10 protein-coding genes are annotated in these 15,623 nt (G+C 71.6%); 5 read left to right on the top strand and 5 right to left on the bottom strand.

Annotated features, from left to right (window positions below; all coding sequences use genetic code 11):
- Positions 1 to 10: 10 nt before the first annotated feature.
- Positions 11 to 700, bottom strand: coding sequence for a cell division ATP-binding protein FtsE (gene ftsE, locus ACA511_RS08230; protein ID WP_067637726.1), 690 nt, complete (start codon positions 698 to 700; stop codon positions 11 to 13).
- 410 nt (positions 701 to 1,110) lie between these two features.
- Between ftsE and ACA511_RS08225 the strand changes: the two genes are divergently transcribed.
- Positions 1,111 to 1,296: a hypothetical protein gene (locus ACA511_RS08225; RefSeq protein ID WP_375023450.1), complete on the top strand. Its 186-nt coding sequence runs from the start codon at positions 1,111 to 1,113 to the stop codon at positions 1,294 to 1,296.
- 4 nt (positions 1,297 to 1,300) lie between these two features.
- On the opposite strand, the gene ACA511_RS08220 is transcribed toward ACA511_RS08225, so the two are convergent.
- On the bottom strand, positions 1,301 to 2,359 hold the full coding sequence (locus ACA511_RS08220) for a hypothetical protein (protein WP_375023449.1): 1,059 nt from the start codon (positions 2,357 to 2,359) through the stop codon (positions 1,301 to 1,303).
- Between the two features lie 160 nt (positions 2,360 to 2,519).
- On the opposite strand from ACA511_RS08220, the gene prfB reads away from it, so the two are divergent.
- The 3 genes from prfB (at position 2,520) to ACA511_RS08205 (ending at position 5,795) form a co-directional block, all read left to right on the top strand.
- On the top strand, positions 2,520 to 3,629 hold the full coding sequence (gene prfB / locus ACA511_RS08215) for a peptide chain release factor 2 (RefSeq protein WP_375023448.1): 1,110 nt from the start codon (positions 2,520 to 2,522) through the stop codon (positions 3,627 to 3,629).
- Positions 3,630 to 3,736: 107 nt separating this feature from the next.
- On the top strand, positions 3,737 to 4,720 hold the full coding sequence (locus ACA511_RS08210; RefSeq protein WP_375023447.1) for a hypothetical protein: 984 nt from the start codon (positions 3,737 to 3,739) through the stop codon (positions 4,718 to 4,720).
- Between the two features lie 172 nt (positions 4,721 to 4,892).
- Positions 4,893 to 5,795, top strand: coding sequence for a hypothetical protein (locus tag ACA511_RS08205; RefSeq protein WP_375023446.1), 903 nt, complete (start codon positions 4,893 to 4,895; stop codon positions 5,793 to 5,795).
- A 299-nt stretch (positions 5,796 to 6,094) separates the two neighbouring features.
- Here the strand turns inward: ACA511_RS08205 and ACA511_RS08200 are convergent, their stop codons facing one another.
- Together ACA511_RS08200 and ACA511_RS08195 are read right to left on the bottom strand one after the other, a co-directional pair.
- Positions 6,095 to 10,930 (bottom strand): NAD-glutamate dehydrogenase, encoded by a 4,836-nt coding sequence (locus tag ACA511_RS08200; RefSeq protein WP_375023445.1) that lies wholly within the window; start codon positions 10,928 to 10,930, stop codon positions 6,095 to 6,097.
- Between the two features lie 245 nt (positions 10,931 to 11,175).
- Positions 11,176 to 12,762 carry a serine/threonine-protein kinase gene (locus ACA511_RS08195; protein ID WP_375023444.1) on the bottom strand — a complete coding sequence of 529 codons (1,587 nt, stop codon included), beginning with the start codon at positions 12,760 to 12,762 and terminating at the stop codon, positions 11,176 to 11,178.
- Between the two features lie 204 nt (positions 12,763 to 12,966).
- Between ACA511_RS08195 and ACA511_RS08190 the strand changes: the two genes are divergently transcribed.
- Entirely contained in the window at positions 12,967 to 13,563 is a 597-nt protein-coding gene (locus ACA511_RS08190; protein ID WP_375023443.1) for a hypothetical protein, read from the top strand.
- Here ACA511_RS08190 and ACA511_RS08185 read toward each other — a convergent pair.
- Positions 13,553 to 15,508 (bottom strand): acetoacetate--CoA ligase, encoded by a 1,956-nt coding sequence (locus ACA511_RS08185; RefSeq protein ID WP_375023442.1) that lies wholly within the window; start codon positions 15,506 to 15,508, stop codon positions 13,553 to 13,555. The two genes, ACA511_RS08190 and ACA511_RS08185, sit on opposite strands and share 11 nt — an antisense overlap.
- Between the last annotated feature and the right edge of the window lie 115 nt (positions 15,509 to 15,623).

The raw sequence follows: 15,623 nt of genomic DNA, 5'->3' as shown, positions 1-15,623 counted from the left end.
GTTCAGATGGTCAGTACGCCTGGCCGTAGACGCCGCGGGACTGGTCGCGGACGACCCTGCCGTCCTCCAGCTCGACGACGCGCTTGCGGAACGCGTCGACGATAGCGGCGTCGTGGGTGGCCATGACGACGGTGGTGCCGGTCCGGTTGATGCGGTCCAGCACCTTCATGATGCCGATCGAGGTGGCGGGGTCGATGTTCCCCGTGGGCTCGTCCGCCAGCAGGATCATCGGCCGGTTGACGAACGCGCGCGCGATCGCGACGCGCTGCTGCTCGCCGCCGGACAGCTCGTCCGGCATCCGGTGGGCCTTGCCCTCCAGGCCGACGAGGTCGATGACCTCGGGGACGACCTTGCCGATGAAGCGCCGCGGCTTGCCGATCACCTCTAGGGCGAACGCGACGTTCTCGAAGACGTTCTTGTTGGGCAGGAGGCGGAAGTCCTGGAAGACGCAGCCGATCCTGCGGCGCAGGTGCGGCACCTTCCAGTTGGTGAGCCTGCTCAGGTCCTTGCCCGCCACGTGCACGTGACCCTGGGAAGGACGCTCCTCCTTCAGGACGAGGCGCAGGAAGGTCGACTTCCCCGAGCCCGACGGACCCACCAGGAACAGGAACTCGCCCTTCTCGATGGCGACGTTCACATGCTGCAGGGCCGGCCGGTTCTGGCTCGGGTAGACCTTGGTGACGTTGTCGAAATGGATCACGGCTGCATCACGGCGGTTCGCTGTAGGGGTTGGGGAGCGGCCCCGGCCGCGGCCACGGACGCGTCCGTGGGCGCCTGCCTGCGCCGCCCGGCTCCACGACCTGGTGGGACGCGGAGCCTTCGAGCAGTGTAGAGGGGACCGGGAACTACCTCGTCCCACTCGGCGCGGTAGGGGGCCCGGGGGGCGTCACTCAGCCCGATCGGTGTGTTCTGTCCGATCAGTGCCATGTGATCCGTCTCCTGACGTCCGGCCGTTTCCTGCCGTCCAGCTCCCGGACTTGCCGGAACGACCATACAGTCCGGCTACGCTGGATGATGGGGAAAGATGGCTAATAAGTGGACGGACACCGAAGAAGCGGACGCTTCCCCGCACGGACCCGCATGCCGATCTCGGAGATTGGGGCCCACGACATGAGCTGCGAACATCTCATCTGCGCCCGATGCTCGAACCCCGTGGTGGAGGGACGCTGCGCCACCTGCCGGGAGGCCCGGTCGGAACTGCACCGGCACGGCCCGTCCATCCCGCCCGCCGTCGTCCTCGCGGCCCTGGTGGCCCTGCTGTTCGCCGCGCTCGTCCTGCGCCGCGTCTACGGCTGAGGACCTACGGCTTCTTGAGCGGCGGCGTGGCCGCCTTCGTGACGGCGCCGTCGTCGGCGACCATGTGCGCCTTCGGCTGCGCCTTGCCCTTTTTGGCCTTCGGCGGGTCGTAGGCCGCGAAGTGCAGGGTCGAGGTGGTGTCGACCTCGTTGCCCTCGACCGTCCCGTCCAGGAGGTGCTCGGCGTCCTCGGGGATCTCCGGCGCGGGGGTGTCCGGGTCCTTGGCGACGAGCGAGGTGTTGCGGAACAGCGAGTAGACGACCAGCCCGCCGCCGTTCTCCGTCCGCAGCCCGAAGTAGGGGAACGGCGTCGCGGTGTAGACGACCTGGAGCGTCAGGTCCTTCTTCTTGGCCTTCTTCTTCGCCTGCTTGGCGTCCCGGTAGAACCCGGTCGTCACGGCGCTCGACTTCATCACCTTCGCGGCCACGCTGCCGCCGCCCTCCGCGGCGATCGTCGCCTGGATCCCGCCGACGTCGCGGGGACGGATCAGGACGGACGTGTCGTCGGTGCTCAGCGCCTCCGCGTAGCCGTCGTCGTCGATCGCGACCTCCGGCTCGTCGGCCTTCTCCTGCAAGAGCGTCGCGAGCGTGAGCTTCCAGCGGTCGGACGGCCCGCGCAAAACGAACGCCATCAGTGCCTTATGCCTGCTCTTCGGCCTGCCCAGGACGGAACGGTCGACCGACACGACGAACCACTGCGGGTAGGCGGCGTCCTTCAGCTTGGGCACGTACATCTCGGGCTTGCCGTAGGCGAAGCGCCGCACCGGGTCGCCGTCGTAGGCCGCCCTGCGGAACTCGGCGGCGGTGAGCTGGGACTGGCCGTCGGACGTCCAGGTCAGCGCGAGCCGCTCGTCGCCGGCGGCGCGGGCCACGTCCTCGTCGGTGACGTAGGTGCGGAACGCCTGCTCAGCGACCTGCGGGGTCAGCGGCACCGGGGCCGGCGGGGACGTCTCGGGCACGCTGACGGTGGGCCGCGCCTCCGTCTTGCCCTCGGCGCAGCCCGCCGCCGCGAGCGCCAGGATGAGCGGCACCGCGGCCGCGACCACCCGCAGGAAGCTGTGCAAAGACCCGTCCCCCGGACCGAACTCCGTGCCGGCCGTCGTCGGCCGACCTCCTCGGCCCGTGATTCTGCCATCCACATGGTATTGCCCCGGCGGCCAGGCGCCCCGGCGGCGCCGTGCCATGGCGCGATTAGCAGTGCCGGGACGGCGATAAGCTCGGACCGTGGCAGGCATCGAACCCGAAGAGCAGCTCAAAGAGCTCGGCGCAACGCTGACCAGCATCGAGAAGGTGCTGGACCTCGACGCCATGCGCCGCGACATCGCCGAGCTGCGCGAGCAGTCCGCCGACCCCGACCTGTGGAGCGACCAGGAGCGCGCCCAGTCGGTGACGCGCCGCCTGTCGCACCTCGAGAGCGAGCTGGGCCGGGTCGAGAGCCTGCGGCAGCGGCTCGACGACGCCGCCACGCTGTACGAGATGGCCAGCGAGATGGACGACGCCGACACGCGCGCGGAGGCCGACGACGAGCTCGCGTCGCTGCACAAGGCCGTCCAGCAGCTGGAGGTGCGCACGCTCATGTCGGGCGAGTACGACGCCCGGGAGGCGCTGGTCACCATCAACGCGCAGGCCGGCGGCGTCGACGCGGCCGACTGGGCCGAGCAGCTCCAGCGCATGTACCTGCGCTGGGCCGAGCGGCACGGCTACTCGACGGAGGTCTACGACACGTCCTACGCCGAAGAGGCCGGGATCAAGTCGACCACGTTCGCGGTCAAGGCCCCCTACGCCTACGGGACGCTGCGCGGCGAGCACGGCACGCACCGGCTGGTCCGGATCTCCCCGTTCGACAACCAGGGCCGCCGGCAGACGTCCTTCGCGGGCCTGGACGTCGTCCCCGTGGTGGAGCAGAGCGACCACGTCGACATCGACGAGAACGAGCTGCGGATCGACGTGTACCGGTCGTCCGGGCCGGGCGGCCAGGGCGTCAACACGACCGACTCGGCGGTGCGGATCACCCACCTCCCGAGCGGCATCGTCGTGTCCTGCCAGAACGAGCGCAGCCAGCTGCAGAACAAGGCCACGGCCATGAACGTCCTGCAGGCCAAGCTCCTGGAGCGCAAGCGCCAGGAGGAGGCCGAGGAGATGGCCAAGATCCGCGGCGTCGACCCCGGCAGCTGGGGCACGCAGATCCGCAACTACGTGCTGCACCCGTACCAGATCGTGAAGGACCTGCGCACCGGGGTCGAGGCGGGCAACCCCACGTCGGTGCTGGACGGCGACCTCGACGAGTTCATCGAGGCGGAGATCCGCTGGATGCGCCAGCAGGAGACGGCCTGATCGCGAACCCGCTCTTCGGGCGGAGTTCCGCATTCGCAGAGTGACTGCGCGGTCACTCTGCGAGGATGGCGCGTGGTTCGGATCACCGTCGCCATTCGGGGGGCCTCATGGCCGCACGCACTCCTGTTCCGATCGTCCCGCTGACCGGCTGCCTGCTCGCCGCGGCGCTGGCCGCCGGCTGCTCCGGCGGCACGTCCGCCGAGGCGGCCAAACCCAGGGGGGCGCCCGCGCTGACCAAGGCGCAGGCGCAGCGGGTGCTCGCGTCCTACACCGCGGCCGCGAACCGGGCGGGGTACCGGTTCAGCGGCCGGGCGCTGCGCGCGATCGAGGCCGACCCGCAGCTGTCGATGGACGTGGCCGCGCTGAAACTGCGGCGGGCCGTCCGGCAGCGTCCGCCGAAACTGGCGTTCACGAGCACCACGTTCTACATCCCGCGGCTGACCGGCTACCCGCACTGGTTCGCGGCCGACGCCGCCACGGGCCAGGGCGACCGGACGCTGCGGCACGCGCTGCTGTTCACGCAGGCCGAGGCGGGGGCGCCGTGGCTGCTGGCGGCCGACCCCTACCCGGCGGAACCGGCGCTGAGCAAGATCGCCCTCGACCCGGACGGCTTCGCCACCCCGGTCGACCCCGGCGCGAAGGACCTCGCGGTCGCGCCCGGAAGCCTGCCGCAGGCCCACGCCGCGCTGCTCACGGAGGGCCCGCGCGCGTCCGGCGCCGCCCACCTCGCGGACGGCGCGAAGACCAGCGAGACCTACAAGGCCCTCAAGCAGGGTGAGCACGCCCTCGCCGGACGCGGCGTCACGCTGTCGTCCCGGTTCTCCGCCGCGCCCTACAAGGTCTACGCGCTGCGCACCAAGGACCGCGGCGCGCTCGTCTGGTATGTCCTGAAGCAGAATGAGGCGTACTCCGCCACGAAACGGGGCAGGTTGGCGGTGAGCGGAGACCTTGTCGGGCTCGCCCCGGCCAGGACCGCCAGAACGCGCATGGACACCACCGTCCTCGTGCAGTACCTGGCGACCGTTCCGGCCAAGGGCCGCGCCACCGTCAGCGGCATGTACCGCAAGGCCGTCACCGCCCACGGCACCTGATCTCCGCCGGGTGCCGGGCGGTCCCGCGCTTCTGACCGCTGCAGCAGGACCGTCCAGCACCCGGCGGGTCTTTTCGTTTCGCACACGTCCCCGCAAGCCGGCACGCGGTGCGGCGGGGGACGCTCTACACTGTCGCGGGCAAGCCTGACAATTCGTCCGCCGAGGTGGGTCCGTGCGCGGTGTGCCCCACGTGGCCTTGGCCGCGCTCCTGCTCGCGGCGGCCGGGTGCTCCGGATCCGGCCCGGACGCCGGCGCCGCCCCGGAGGAACCGTCCGGCACGCCCGCGGTCACGGCCGAGGAGTCGCTCGACATCCTCAAGGACTGGACGAAGCGGCACAACAAGGCCATCACCGCCGGTGACGAACGGCAGTGGCGCGACACCGTGACGGGCGCGCTGGAGGCTCCGGTCAGCGCCCGCGTCCACACCTACGGCAAGCTGCCCGAGTCTGCCGGGATCGCCCTGTCGAACCCGGTCTTCTACGTCCCCCGCCTGGACGGCTTTCCCAAGTGGTTCGGGATCGCGGCGCTGGAACGGTCGGGAGGCGAGGAGCAGCAGGTCCTCGGCGTTTTCGTGCGGGGCAAGAAGTCGGACGACTGGCGCGCCGCGCATTGGCTCACGTTCCAGGGCAAACCGCCGCAGCTCGCCTATGACTCGCAGGGCTACGCGATGTTAGCTCCCGACCGCGGCCTGCCCGCCGCGCACGCGAAGTTCATGTCGAGTGGTGACGAGAGCGCGCTGGTACCCGACGACTACTCCAGGAACGCCCGCACGAGAAAGACCGGTGGCTGGACGGCCGAGCCGGGAAAGTTCACACCCGGCCCCGGCCCGTCCTACGCCCTGCGCACCCGGGACGGCGGTTCCCTCGTCTGGTACGGCCTCGAACAGGAGCGGAACCTTACCGGCGGCACCGAGGCCGCCCTCCCCGGAGAGGTCCGCGACTACCTGGCCAAGGACGACGCCAAGCCCGGCAAGACGCTCGACGCCACGTGGCAATGGCTGGCCATCGGCTACGCCCCCGCCTCCGGCCAGGCCCGCGTACTGGGCGAATCAGTTTCGCTGACCACCGCCCACTAGACGCGTCCCCAGGCCAGCCACAACACACCACTCGGCCCGAACCCCAGCCCCCGCCACAGGTCAAGCGGCCCCAGCTCGCAGCCACCGGTCGAGCGACCTCAACCCGCAGCCACGGATCGGGCGACCCCGGCCCCCGGTCACGGGTCGGGCGGCCGGAGGGCGCCCAGCGCCCGGAGGTCGCCCGACCCGCCGGACGAGAGGCCGTTTCGCGAGACGCGCCAGCGGCTCGCGAAACGGCCTCTCGTCCGTAACGGGGGTTCCAGGGGGTCGCCCCCCTGGGCTAACAACGCCCCCCTGGGCTATTCCGTCGGTAGCGAGCTCGCCGTCACCAGTGTGCGGATCGCGCCCAGGGCGACGGAGAGGGTGGCGAGGTCGAAGCTGTCGCTCTCCCAGATCTCGCTCAGCGTCTGCTGGGCGCGCTGGACGGCCGGTTTGTTCTTGTCCGCCCAGTGGATCATGCGTTCCTCGGGCTGGCCGCCGGGCTCGCTGGTGATCAGGACGTCGCGGGTGAGGGCCGCGTGCGCCGCGTACAGGTCGTCGCGGAGCGCGGAGCGGGCCATCGAGCGCCATTTGTCGTCGCGCGGCAGGGCGATGATGCGTTCTCTGAGCCGGGACAGCTGGAGCCGGTCCGCGAGGTCGAAGTAGACCTCGGCGACCTCCTCCACCGGGCGGCCCGTGTCGTGGGCGACGCCGACCAGGTCGAAGGTGGAGTAGGCCGGGACGAACGTGGCGCACTGCTCGGCGAGCTCGTCGGGGACGCCGAGTTCGGCGAAGCCGTCGCGGCGCTGCTCGTAGGCGGCGAGGTCCAGTCCGAGGAGGAGTTTGGACACGTGCGTGCCGAGCGTCTCCGCGCCGCCGCTGAAGAAGTCGATGCTCTCCCGGATGTCGAACGGGGGCCGCCGGTTGTGCAGCAGCCAGCGGGCGGCGCGCTCGGTGAGCTTGCGCGCCTCCAGCCGCATCGCGACCTGCGTGGACTCCTCGACCTGGCCGGAGAGGCCCTCCACCGCGGCCCAGAAGCGCGGCATCTGGAACACGTCGCGGGCGACGAGGTAGGCACGGGCGATGTCGGACGCGGACGCGCCCGTCTCCTCGTTCATGCGGAACACGAACGTGGAGCCGCTCGCGTTGACCAGGTCGTTCACCACGGCCGTGGTGATGATCTCGCGGCGCAGGGCGTGCCGGTCCATGTAGTCGCGGAACCGCTCGCGCAGCGGCGTGGGGAAGTAGTCGACCAGCCACGACTCCAGGTAGGGGTCGTCGACGAGGTCGGAGCCGACGATCTCGGCGTCCAGCGCGAGTTTGGCGTAGGCGAGCAGGACGGAGAACTCGGGGCCGGTGAGCCCGTGCCCGGACTGCCGCCGTTCCGCGAGGGCCTTGTCGTCGGGCAGGAACTCCAGGCGCCGCTTCAGCCGGCCGTCGCGTTCGAGTTTGCGCATGTACCGGGCGTGGACGTGCAGCATCGCGGGCGCCTGCGCGCGGGCGCCGGCGAGGACCACGTTCTGCGCGTAGTTGTCGCGCAGGACGAGCCGCCCGACCTCGTCGGTCATCTCGTACAGCAGGCCCTCGCGCTGCTTGCCGGTGAGTTCGCCGTCCCGCACGACCTGGTCGAGCAGGATCTTGATGTTGACCTCGTGGTCGGAGGTGTCGACGCCGGCGGAGTTGTCGATGAAGTCGGTGTTGATGATGCCGCCGCCGCGCGCGAACTCGATGCGGCCGAGCTGCGTCACGCCGAGGTTTCCGCCCTCGCCGACGACCTTGCAGCGCAGTTCGGCGCCGTCCACCCGGACGGGGTCGTTGGCCTTGTCGCCGACGTCGGCGTTGTTCTCGACGGACGACTTGACGTAGGTGCCGATGCCGCCGTTCCACAGCAGGTCGACGGGCGCCTTGAGGACGGCCCGGATCAGCTCGTACGGGGTGAGCGCCCTGACCCCGTCCTCGATGCCGAGCGCGGCCCGGATCTGCGGGGTGATCTGGATGGACTTGACGGTGCGGGGGAAGATGCCGCCGCCCTTGGAGATGAGCGAGGTGTCGTAGTCGGCCCAGCTGCTGCGGGGCAGTTCGAACAGGCGGCGGCGCTCGGCGAACGAGGCGGCGGCGTCCGGGTCGGGGTCGATGAAGACGTGCCGGTGGTCGAACGCGGCGACGAGCCGGATGTGCTCCGACAGCAGCATCCCGTTGCCGAACACGTCCCCGGACATGTCGCCGATGCCGACGACGCTGACGTCCTCGTTCTGGACGTCCTTGCCCAGTGCGCGGAAGTGGTACTTGACCGACTCCCAGGCGCCGCGGGCGGTGATGCCCATCGCCTTGTGGTCGTAGCCGACGGACCCGCCGGACGCGAACGCGTCGCCGAGCCAGAACCCGTAGTCGGCGGCGACGCCGTTGGCGATGTCGGAGAACGTCGCGGTGCCCTTGTCGGCGGCGACGACCATGTAGGTGTCGTCGCCGTCGTGGCGGACGACGTTCGGCGGCGGGACGACCTTGCCGTCCACGAGGTTGTCGGTCAGGTCGAGCAGGCCGGAGATGAAGTGCTTGTAGCAGGCGATGCCCGCCTTCTGCCACGCCTCGCGGTCGACGGACGGGTCGGGCAGCTGCTTGCCGACGAAGCCGCCCTTCGCGCCCGCCGGGACGATGACGGTGTTCTTCACCGCCTGCGCCTTGACCAGGCCCAGGATCTCGGTGCGGAAGTCCTCGCGGCGGTCGGACCAGCGGAGGCCGCCGCGCGCCACCGACCCGAACCGCAGGTGCACGCCCTCGACCTCCGGCGAGTACACGAAGATCTCGTACATGGGCCGCGGGAGCGGCAGGTCGGGGATGCGCTCCGGGTCGAACTTCATCGCCAGGTACGGCTTGCCCTGGTAGTGGTTCGTGCGCAGGGTCGCCTGGACGAGCGCCAGGTAGGCGCGGAGGATGCGGTCCTCGTCGAGGCTGGCGACCTCGTCGAGCTTGCCCTGGAGCTCCTCGGTGATGCCGGCGCTGCGCTCCTCCTCGCCGCCCTGCAGGGACGGGTCGAGGCGGCTCTCCCACAGCCGGACGATCAGCCGGGTGATGGAGGAGTTGCGCAGCAGCACCTGCTCGACGTACCGCTTGGAGAACGTCGAGCCGGTCTGCCGCAGGTACAGCGCGTAGGCGCGCAGGATCATCGCCTCGCGCCAGTTCAGCCCGACGTGCAGGACGAGGGCGTTGAACCCGTCGTTCTCGATCTCGCCGCGCCACAGCGCGGTGAACGCGTCCTGGAAGAGGTCCTTGGTGGCCTCTTCGGCGACGTCCGCCGGCGGAACGTACCGCAGCCCGAGGTCGTAGATCCAGAACCGGCGGCCGTCGGAGGTGCAGATCTCGTACGGGCGCTCGTCGATGACCTCGACGCCCATGTTCTGCAGCAGCGGCAGCACCCGGGACAGCGAGATCGGCTCGCCCAGCCGGTAGATCTTCAGCCGCCGCTCGCCGGGTTCGGCGCTGTACGGCTCGTACAGGTTGATCGAGGTGTCGGCGTCCTCGGCGAGGTCGTCGAGGCGGCGCAGGTCGGCGACGGCGGTGCGGGCGGGGAAGTCGGCCTTGTAGCCCTCGGGGAAAGCCTCGCCGAACGCGCGGCCGAGCGTCCCGGAACGTTCCTCGCCGCACTGCTCGACGACCGCGTCGGCGAGGTCGTCCTCCCAGGAGCGGGTGGCGTTGGCGAGCCGGTCCTCCAGCTCGCCGACGTCGACGTCCGGGAGCGGGCGGCCGCGCTCGCCGCGGACGACGACGTGCAGCCGCGCCAGCAGCGACTCGGTCACGTTGGCGCTGTAGTCGACGCTGACGCCCTCGAACGCCTGCCGGAGCAGGTCCTGGATGCGCAGCCGGACCTTGGTGGTGTAGCGGTCGCGCGGCAGGTAGACCATGCAGGACATGAAGCGCCCGTACAGGTCCTTGCGGAGGAACAGCTTCAGCTGGCGGCGCTCGCGGAGCCGCAGCACGCCGAGGGAGATCTTCAGCAGGTCGTCCACCGAGATCTGGAACAGCTCGTCGCGCGGGTAGCTCTCCAGCACCTCGATGAGGTCCTGGCCGTCGTAGCTGTCGGGGGTGAACCCGGCGCGCTCCAGCACCTCGTCCAGCTTGCGCTTGAGGACGGGCACGTGCGCGATCGACTCGCTGTAGGCGACGTGCGTGAACAGGCCGAGGAAGCGGCGTTCGCCGATGACCTCGCCGGCCTCGTCGAACTTCTTCACGCCGATGTAGTCGAGGTACAGGGGGCGGTGGACGGTGGAGCGCGAGTTCGCCTTCGTCAGCACCAGCAGGTGCTTCTCGGTGGCCCGCTCGCGGACCTCGGGCGGCAGCGCGGCGAAGCTGTCGGACTCGCGCTTGTCGCTGCGCAGGATGCCGAAGCCCGTGCCCGGCTCGGGACGCAGCGCCGTGCCGTCGCCGGTGAGCGTGTAGTCGCGGTAGCCGAGGAAGGTGAAGTGCCCGTCGGCCAGCCAGTCGAGCAGCTCGACGCCTTCGGCGAGCTCCTTGTCCGGCAGCGGGGGCAGCTTCTCCTGGATGGCGGCGGCGATCTCACCGGCGCGGGCGCGCATCCGCGGCTCGTCCTCGAAGGCGACCCGGACGTCCTGGAGGACGCGCACGAGGTCGTTCTCCAGCTTGTCCAGGACGGTGCGGTCGCTGGTGCGGTCGACCTCGATGTGGATCCACGACTCGTCGACGTCGGTGTCGCTGTCGAGCTTGTGGCGGAACGCCTTCATGTGGCCGGCGACGTCGCGGTCGACGCCGAGCAGCGGGTGGACGATCAGGTGCGTGGCCAGGTGGTGCCGGGTCAGCTCCATCGTCACCGAGTCGACGAGGAACGGCATGTCGTCGGTCACGACCTGCACGACCGTGTGGCCGGGGTCCCAGCCGTGCTCTTCCAGCGTCGGCGTGTAGACGCGCACCTTGGCGCGCCCCTGCGGGCGCTCCTCGCCGAGCGTCCGGTGCGCCATCGCCGGGCCGCAGATGTCGGCCGGGTCGCGGGCGATCAGGTCCTCGTGGGCGACCTGCCGGTAGTAGAGGCGGAGGTAGTCGAAGACCTCCTCCGCGTCCCCGCCGCGCGCCCCCGGGCGCTGCGCGCACGTCTCAGCGGCCCGCCGGAGCAGGTCGTCCTTCGCTTGATCGAGCATGCCGCTCATCAACAACTCCCCTTGAGACCCATCGCCACCTCGTTGTGGCGCCGCTCACTGCCACGAGCGTAGCCAGGAATCGCCGCAAAGCCGACCTGCTGTGCAGCAAGGCCAACGTGGCCTATGCCACCCTGCCAGGCACGCTCGCGCGACTCGCAGTCATTGTCGAACACCACGCCGTGACGAGGGCGGACACGCGGGTCAGGCCGCGCGAGCCGTGTCGCCGAGGCCGGCCCCGCCGCCGCTGAGGCCCGTCAACCGGTGACCTGGCCCTCGCCGCCCGCGGGGGGCGTCTCCGGCGGCGTCACGGGGGGCGTCTCCGGCGGCGTCACGGGGGGCGTGGTCCCGGGCTTGGTCGTCGACTTCGTGGGCGTCGGCTTGGTCGGCGTGTCCGTCGGCGTCGGCGAACCGGACGGCGTCGGGCTCTCGCTCGGGGACGGGCTGCCGGACGTTGACGGCGTGTAGGACGGCACCGTCGTCTGCACCGGCCGGCGGGTCGTCGGCAGCGACGTGCTCGGCACGCCGCGCGACGCGGGCGGCGCGCTCGGGTCGCTGACCTTCTGCCCGGCCTTGCCGTTGTCGCCGGTGCCGAGGACCAGCACGGAGGAGACCACCACGATCGCGACGAGCAGGGCGGCGGCCCCGGCCAGCGCGGCGGAGCGTCCCGAACCGGCCAGCGTGCTCCGCAGCCTGCCGCCGCGCTCGCCGACCACGACGAGGTCGGGCGGCAGCGTGCTGTCGGCGCCCCACCCGCCGGTGGGCGGCCGGTCGCGCTCGTCGCCGACCGGGCCGGTGCGGCCGGGTGCGTCCGCGCCGTGGGCGGCGGCCGCCGCCGCGGGCGCCGCCGCGTCGCCGAACACGTCGCCGAACGCGTCGTCCTGGCCTGCGTCGTCGAAGAGGGGGTCGTCGCCGAACGGCGGGCCGGGCGTGAACGGCCCGTCCTCGGCCTCGGCGGCCCGCACGGACCCGGCGGCGAGCATCGCCGTCTCGTCGGTGGCGCCGGACCGGGCCGCGGGACGTCCCGTGGCCGCGGCCTCCTCGTGCCCGAGCAGCCGCATCAGCACCTGCCGCGCGCCGGGCCGCCGCGCCGGGTCCTTCTCCAGGCAGTCGAGGACGAGCTTGCGCAGCGTCCCGCCGAGGTCGCCGAGGTCGGGCTCCTCGTGCAGGATCCGGTTGATCACGGCGGGGATGGTGTCCTGGCCGAACGGGGGCTCCCCGGTCGCCGCGAACACCAGCGTGGCCGCCCAGCAGAACACGTCGGCGGCCGTGCCGACCTCGTCGCCGCTGATCTGCTCGGGCGCCATGTAGGACGGCGTGCCGATCACCCGGCTGGTGAGCGTGGTGGCGCCGCTGATCGCGCGGGCGACGCCGAAGTCGATGACGCGCGGGCCGTCCGGGCCGATCAGCACGTTGTGCGGCTTGAAGTCGCGGTGGACGATCTTCGCCTGGTGGATCGCCGCGAGCGCCGTCGCGGTGCCGACCGCGAGCCGGTCCAGGGCGGCGCCGCCGAGCGGGCCCTCGGCCAGGACCTGCTGGTTCAGCGACGGGCCGCGCACGTACTCGCTGACGATGTAGGGCCGGTCGCCGTCGACGTCGGCGTCGATCACCTGGGCCGTGCAGAACGGCGCGACCCGCTTGGCGACCTCCAGCTCGCGCAGGAACCGGGCCCGCGCCTTGTCGTCGGACGTCAGCTCGGAGTGCAGCAGCTTGATCGCGACCTGCCGGCCGTCCTCGGCGGCGCCGAGGAACACCGTTCCCTGGCCGCCCTCGCCCACCCGGCCGATCAGGGCGTACGACCCCAGCCGGTCCGGATCACCGGACCGCAGCGCCCCAACCTCCATGCGTGGAACCGTCCCTCTCTTGGATCGACGGGCCGCGTGTACCGGGCCCGGATCACCCCTCTGACTGTGTGACGCCTGAGACCCGGGGGAAGTTCACCCGATCCTGCGACCTTACGGCGCGGTCTGACCGATGAACCACCCTAATGCCGTCACTTCCCTCAGCGGCGCCTCCGGGCCACGTGTCACACAAGCGAGACTGAATCCATGACAACGCTCGACGGCCGGCGGGTCTACACGCGCGCCGATCTCATGGCGGAGCACGGGATCGGGCGCAGCACGCTGGAGAAGTGGTACCGCGAACGCGCGTCCAACGGCCATCCGGAACCGGCCGGGACGGTCGGCTCGCAGCTCGTCTGGGACGCGGGGGCGTGGGACGCCTGGTACGCCGCGCGCGGCTCCCGCGCCGTCCCGCCGGGCCTCGTGACGCGCGACGAACTGGCGGCGCGGCACGGCGTCAGCCGCCACCGGCTCAAGCAGCTGTGGGCCGACCGCGCCGCCAACGGCCATCCCGGCGTCGCCCACCGCGAGGGCAAGGCCCTGTACTGGGACGAGGACGCCTGGACGGCCTGGTACCGCGCCCTGGAGGAACGCCCTCCGGAGGAGGGGCCCGACGACCTCGTCACGCTGGCGGACGCGGCCCGCATCCTGGGGCTGGCCCAGACGAGCGTCACCGTCTACCCCCGGCGCCCGCCCGCGGGCTGGCCGGAACCGGCCCGGGTCGAGCCGCTGGGCGGCGGCCGGGTCCGCCGCCTCTACCGCCGCCGCGACATCCTCGCCTACGCCGCGCGGGCTAGGGCGTGAAGTGGGTGAGGACCTCGGGGTTGGCCATGGAGTCGCGGTTGGCGGCCTTGTCGACCGGGGTGCCCTGGAGGATCTTGCGGACGGGGACCTCCAGCTTCTTGCCGGACAGCGTGCGCGGGATGCCGGGGACGGCCGTGATCTCGTCGGGGACGTGCCGGGGCGACAGCGCGGAGCGGATCTCCCGCCGCAGGTTGCCCACCAGCTCGTCGGTCAGCTCCGCGCCCTCGGCGAGCTGGACGTACAGGAGCAGCCGGCCCTCCTGGCCGAGGCGGCCGGTGTCGATCACGAGGCTGTCGGCGATCTCGTCGAACGCCTCGACGACGCGGTAGAAGTCGGACGTGCCCATGCGGACGCCGCCGCGGTTGAGGGTGGAGTCGGAGCGTCCGTAGATGACGCAGCCGCCGTCCGGCAGGATCTTGATCCAGTCGCCGTGCCGCCACACCCCGGGGTACATGTCGAAGTAGGACTCGCGGTAGCGGTCGCCGCTCTCGTCGTTCCAGAAGGAGACGGGCATCGAGGGCATCGGCTCGGTGAGGACGAGTTCGCCGACCTCGTCCTCGACGGGCTCGCCGTTCTCGTCGAACGCCTCGACCTTGGCGCCGAGGCCGCGGCACTGGATGACGCCGGCGCGCAGCGGGAGGAGGGGCGAGGGGCCGACGAAGCCGGTGCAGATGTCGGTGCCGCCGGAGAAGGAGCCGAGCAGGAGGTCGCCGCCGACGTTCTCGTACACCCAGGCGAAGCCCTCGGGCGGGAGCGGTGAGCCGGTGGAGCCGATGCCGCGCAGGCCGGACAGGTCGAGGTCCCGCCCGGGACGGCTCCCCTCCTTGGCCGACGCCATGATGTAGGGCGCGCCGACGCCCATGTAGGTGACGCCGTTGTCGGCGGCCAGGGACCACAGGTCGAGCGGGGCGCCGTCGTACATGACGACGGTGGAGCCCACCAGGAGGCCGCTGATGAGGTAGTTCCACATCATCCAGCCGGTGGTGGTGAACCAGAAGAAGACGTCCTCGGGGCCGAGGTCCTGGTGGAACGACAGGGCCTTGAGGTGTTCGAGCACCACGCCGCCGTGCCCGTGCACGATCGGCTTGGGCAGGCCCGTCGTGCCGGACGAGTAGACGACCCACAGCGGATGGTCGAACGGGACGTCCTCGAATTCGAGCGTGTCGCTGCCGGCACGGGGCAGCTCGCCGTAGTGCATGCCCACCCGCAGCCCTTCGGGGGTCGTGGCGGGGTCGAGGTAGGGGACCAGGACCGTGGCGGCCAGGCTCGGCAGCGCGGCCTCGATCTCCTTGACGGTCTCCCGCCGGTCGAACCGCTTGCCGTTGTAGGCGTAGCCGTCCACGGCGAGGAGGACCTTCGGTTCGATCTGCGCGAACCGGTCGATCACCGAGGACGACCCGAAGTCGGGGGAGCACGACGACCAGATCGCGCCGAGCGACGCCGTCGCCAGGAAGCAGATGAGCGCCTCGGGGATGTTCGGGACGTAGGCGGCGACCCGGTCGCCCCTGCCGACGCCCAGGTCGGCCAGGCCCGCGCGGATTTCCGCCACGTGCAGCGCCAGCTCCCGGTATGTCAGCACCCGGTGCCCGCCCGCCTCCGACCGGAAGACGACCGCGGTCTCGTCGGGCGTCTCGCCGGCCCGCCGCAGCGCGTTGGCGGCGTAGTTGACGGTCGCGCCGGGGAACCACTCCAGGCCGTCCACCGGCGTGGGCCCGCCCGACCGGACGGGGCCGTCGCCGCGCTCGCCGACGACCTGGAAGTACGACCAGATCGCGTCCCAGAACGCGTCGACCTCCGTCACCGACCAGCGCCAGAGGTCGTCGTAGGACTCCGCGCGGACGCCCCGCTCCCACAGCCAGTGGATGAATCGGGTCACCCGCGCGTCGGCGACGACCTCCTCCGACGGCTCCCACAGCGCCGAACCCTCGGAAACCCCACCGGCCATCTTCGCTCCCCTCCCCGCCGCGCGACGGCGCGCGCGGCCCTCCCAATATCGGCCCGGCCGCGCACGGCGCGCAACCTGCCCGGCCCGCCCGCCCTACCCGCGCGGACCCCGCCCC

This window comes from Actinomadura sp. GTD37 (assembly GCF_041951365.1).
Lineage (GTDB): Bacteria > Actinomycetota > Actinomycetes > Streptosporangiales > Streptosporangiaceae > Spirillospora.
This window is presented reverse-complemented; position numbering and strand designations above follow the sequence as displayed.

Coding starts and splice junctions, on each gene's coding strand:
- ACA511_RS08190 (WP_375023443.1), top strand. CDS start 12,967: ATGACAACGCTCGACGGCCGGCGGGTCTACACGCGCGCCGATCTCATG.
- ACA511_RS08200 (WP_375023445.1), bottom strand. CDS start 10,930: ATGAGCGGCATGCTCGATCAAGCGAAGGACGACCTGCTCCGGCGGGCC.
- ACA511_RS08210 (WP_375023447.1), top strand. CDS start 3,737: ATGGCCGCACGCACTCCTGTTCCGATCGTCCCGCTGACCGGCTGCCTG.
- ACA511_RS08225 (WP_375023450.1), top strand. CDS start 1,111: ATGAGCTGCGAACATCTCATCTGCGCCCGATGCTCGAACCCCGTGGTG.
- ACA511_RS08185 (WP_375023442.1), bottom strand. CDS start 15,508: ATGGCCGGTGGGGTTTCCGAGGGTTCGGCGCTGTGGGAGCCGTCGGAG.
- ACA511_RS08195 (WP_375023444.1), bottom strand. CDS start 12,762: ATGGAGGTTGGGGCGCTGCGGTCCGGTGATCCGGACCGGCTGGGGTCG.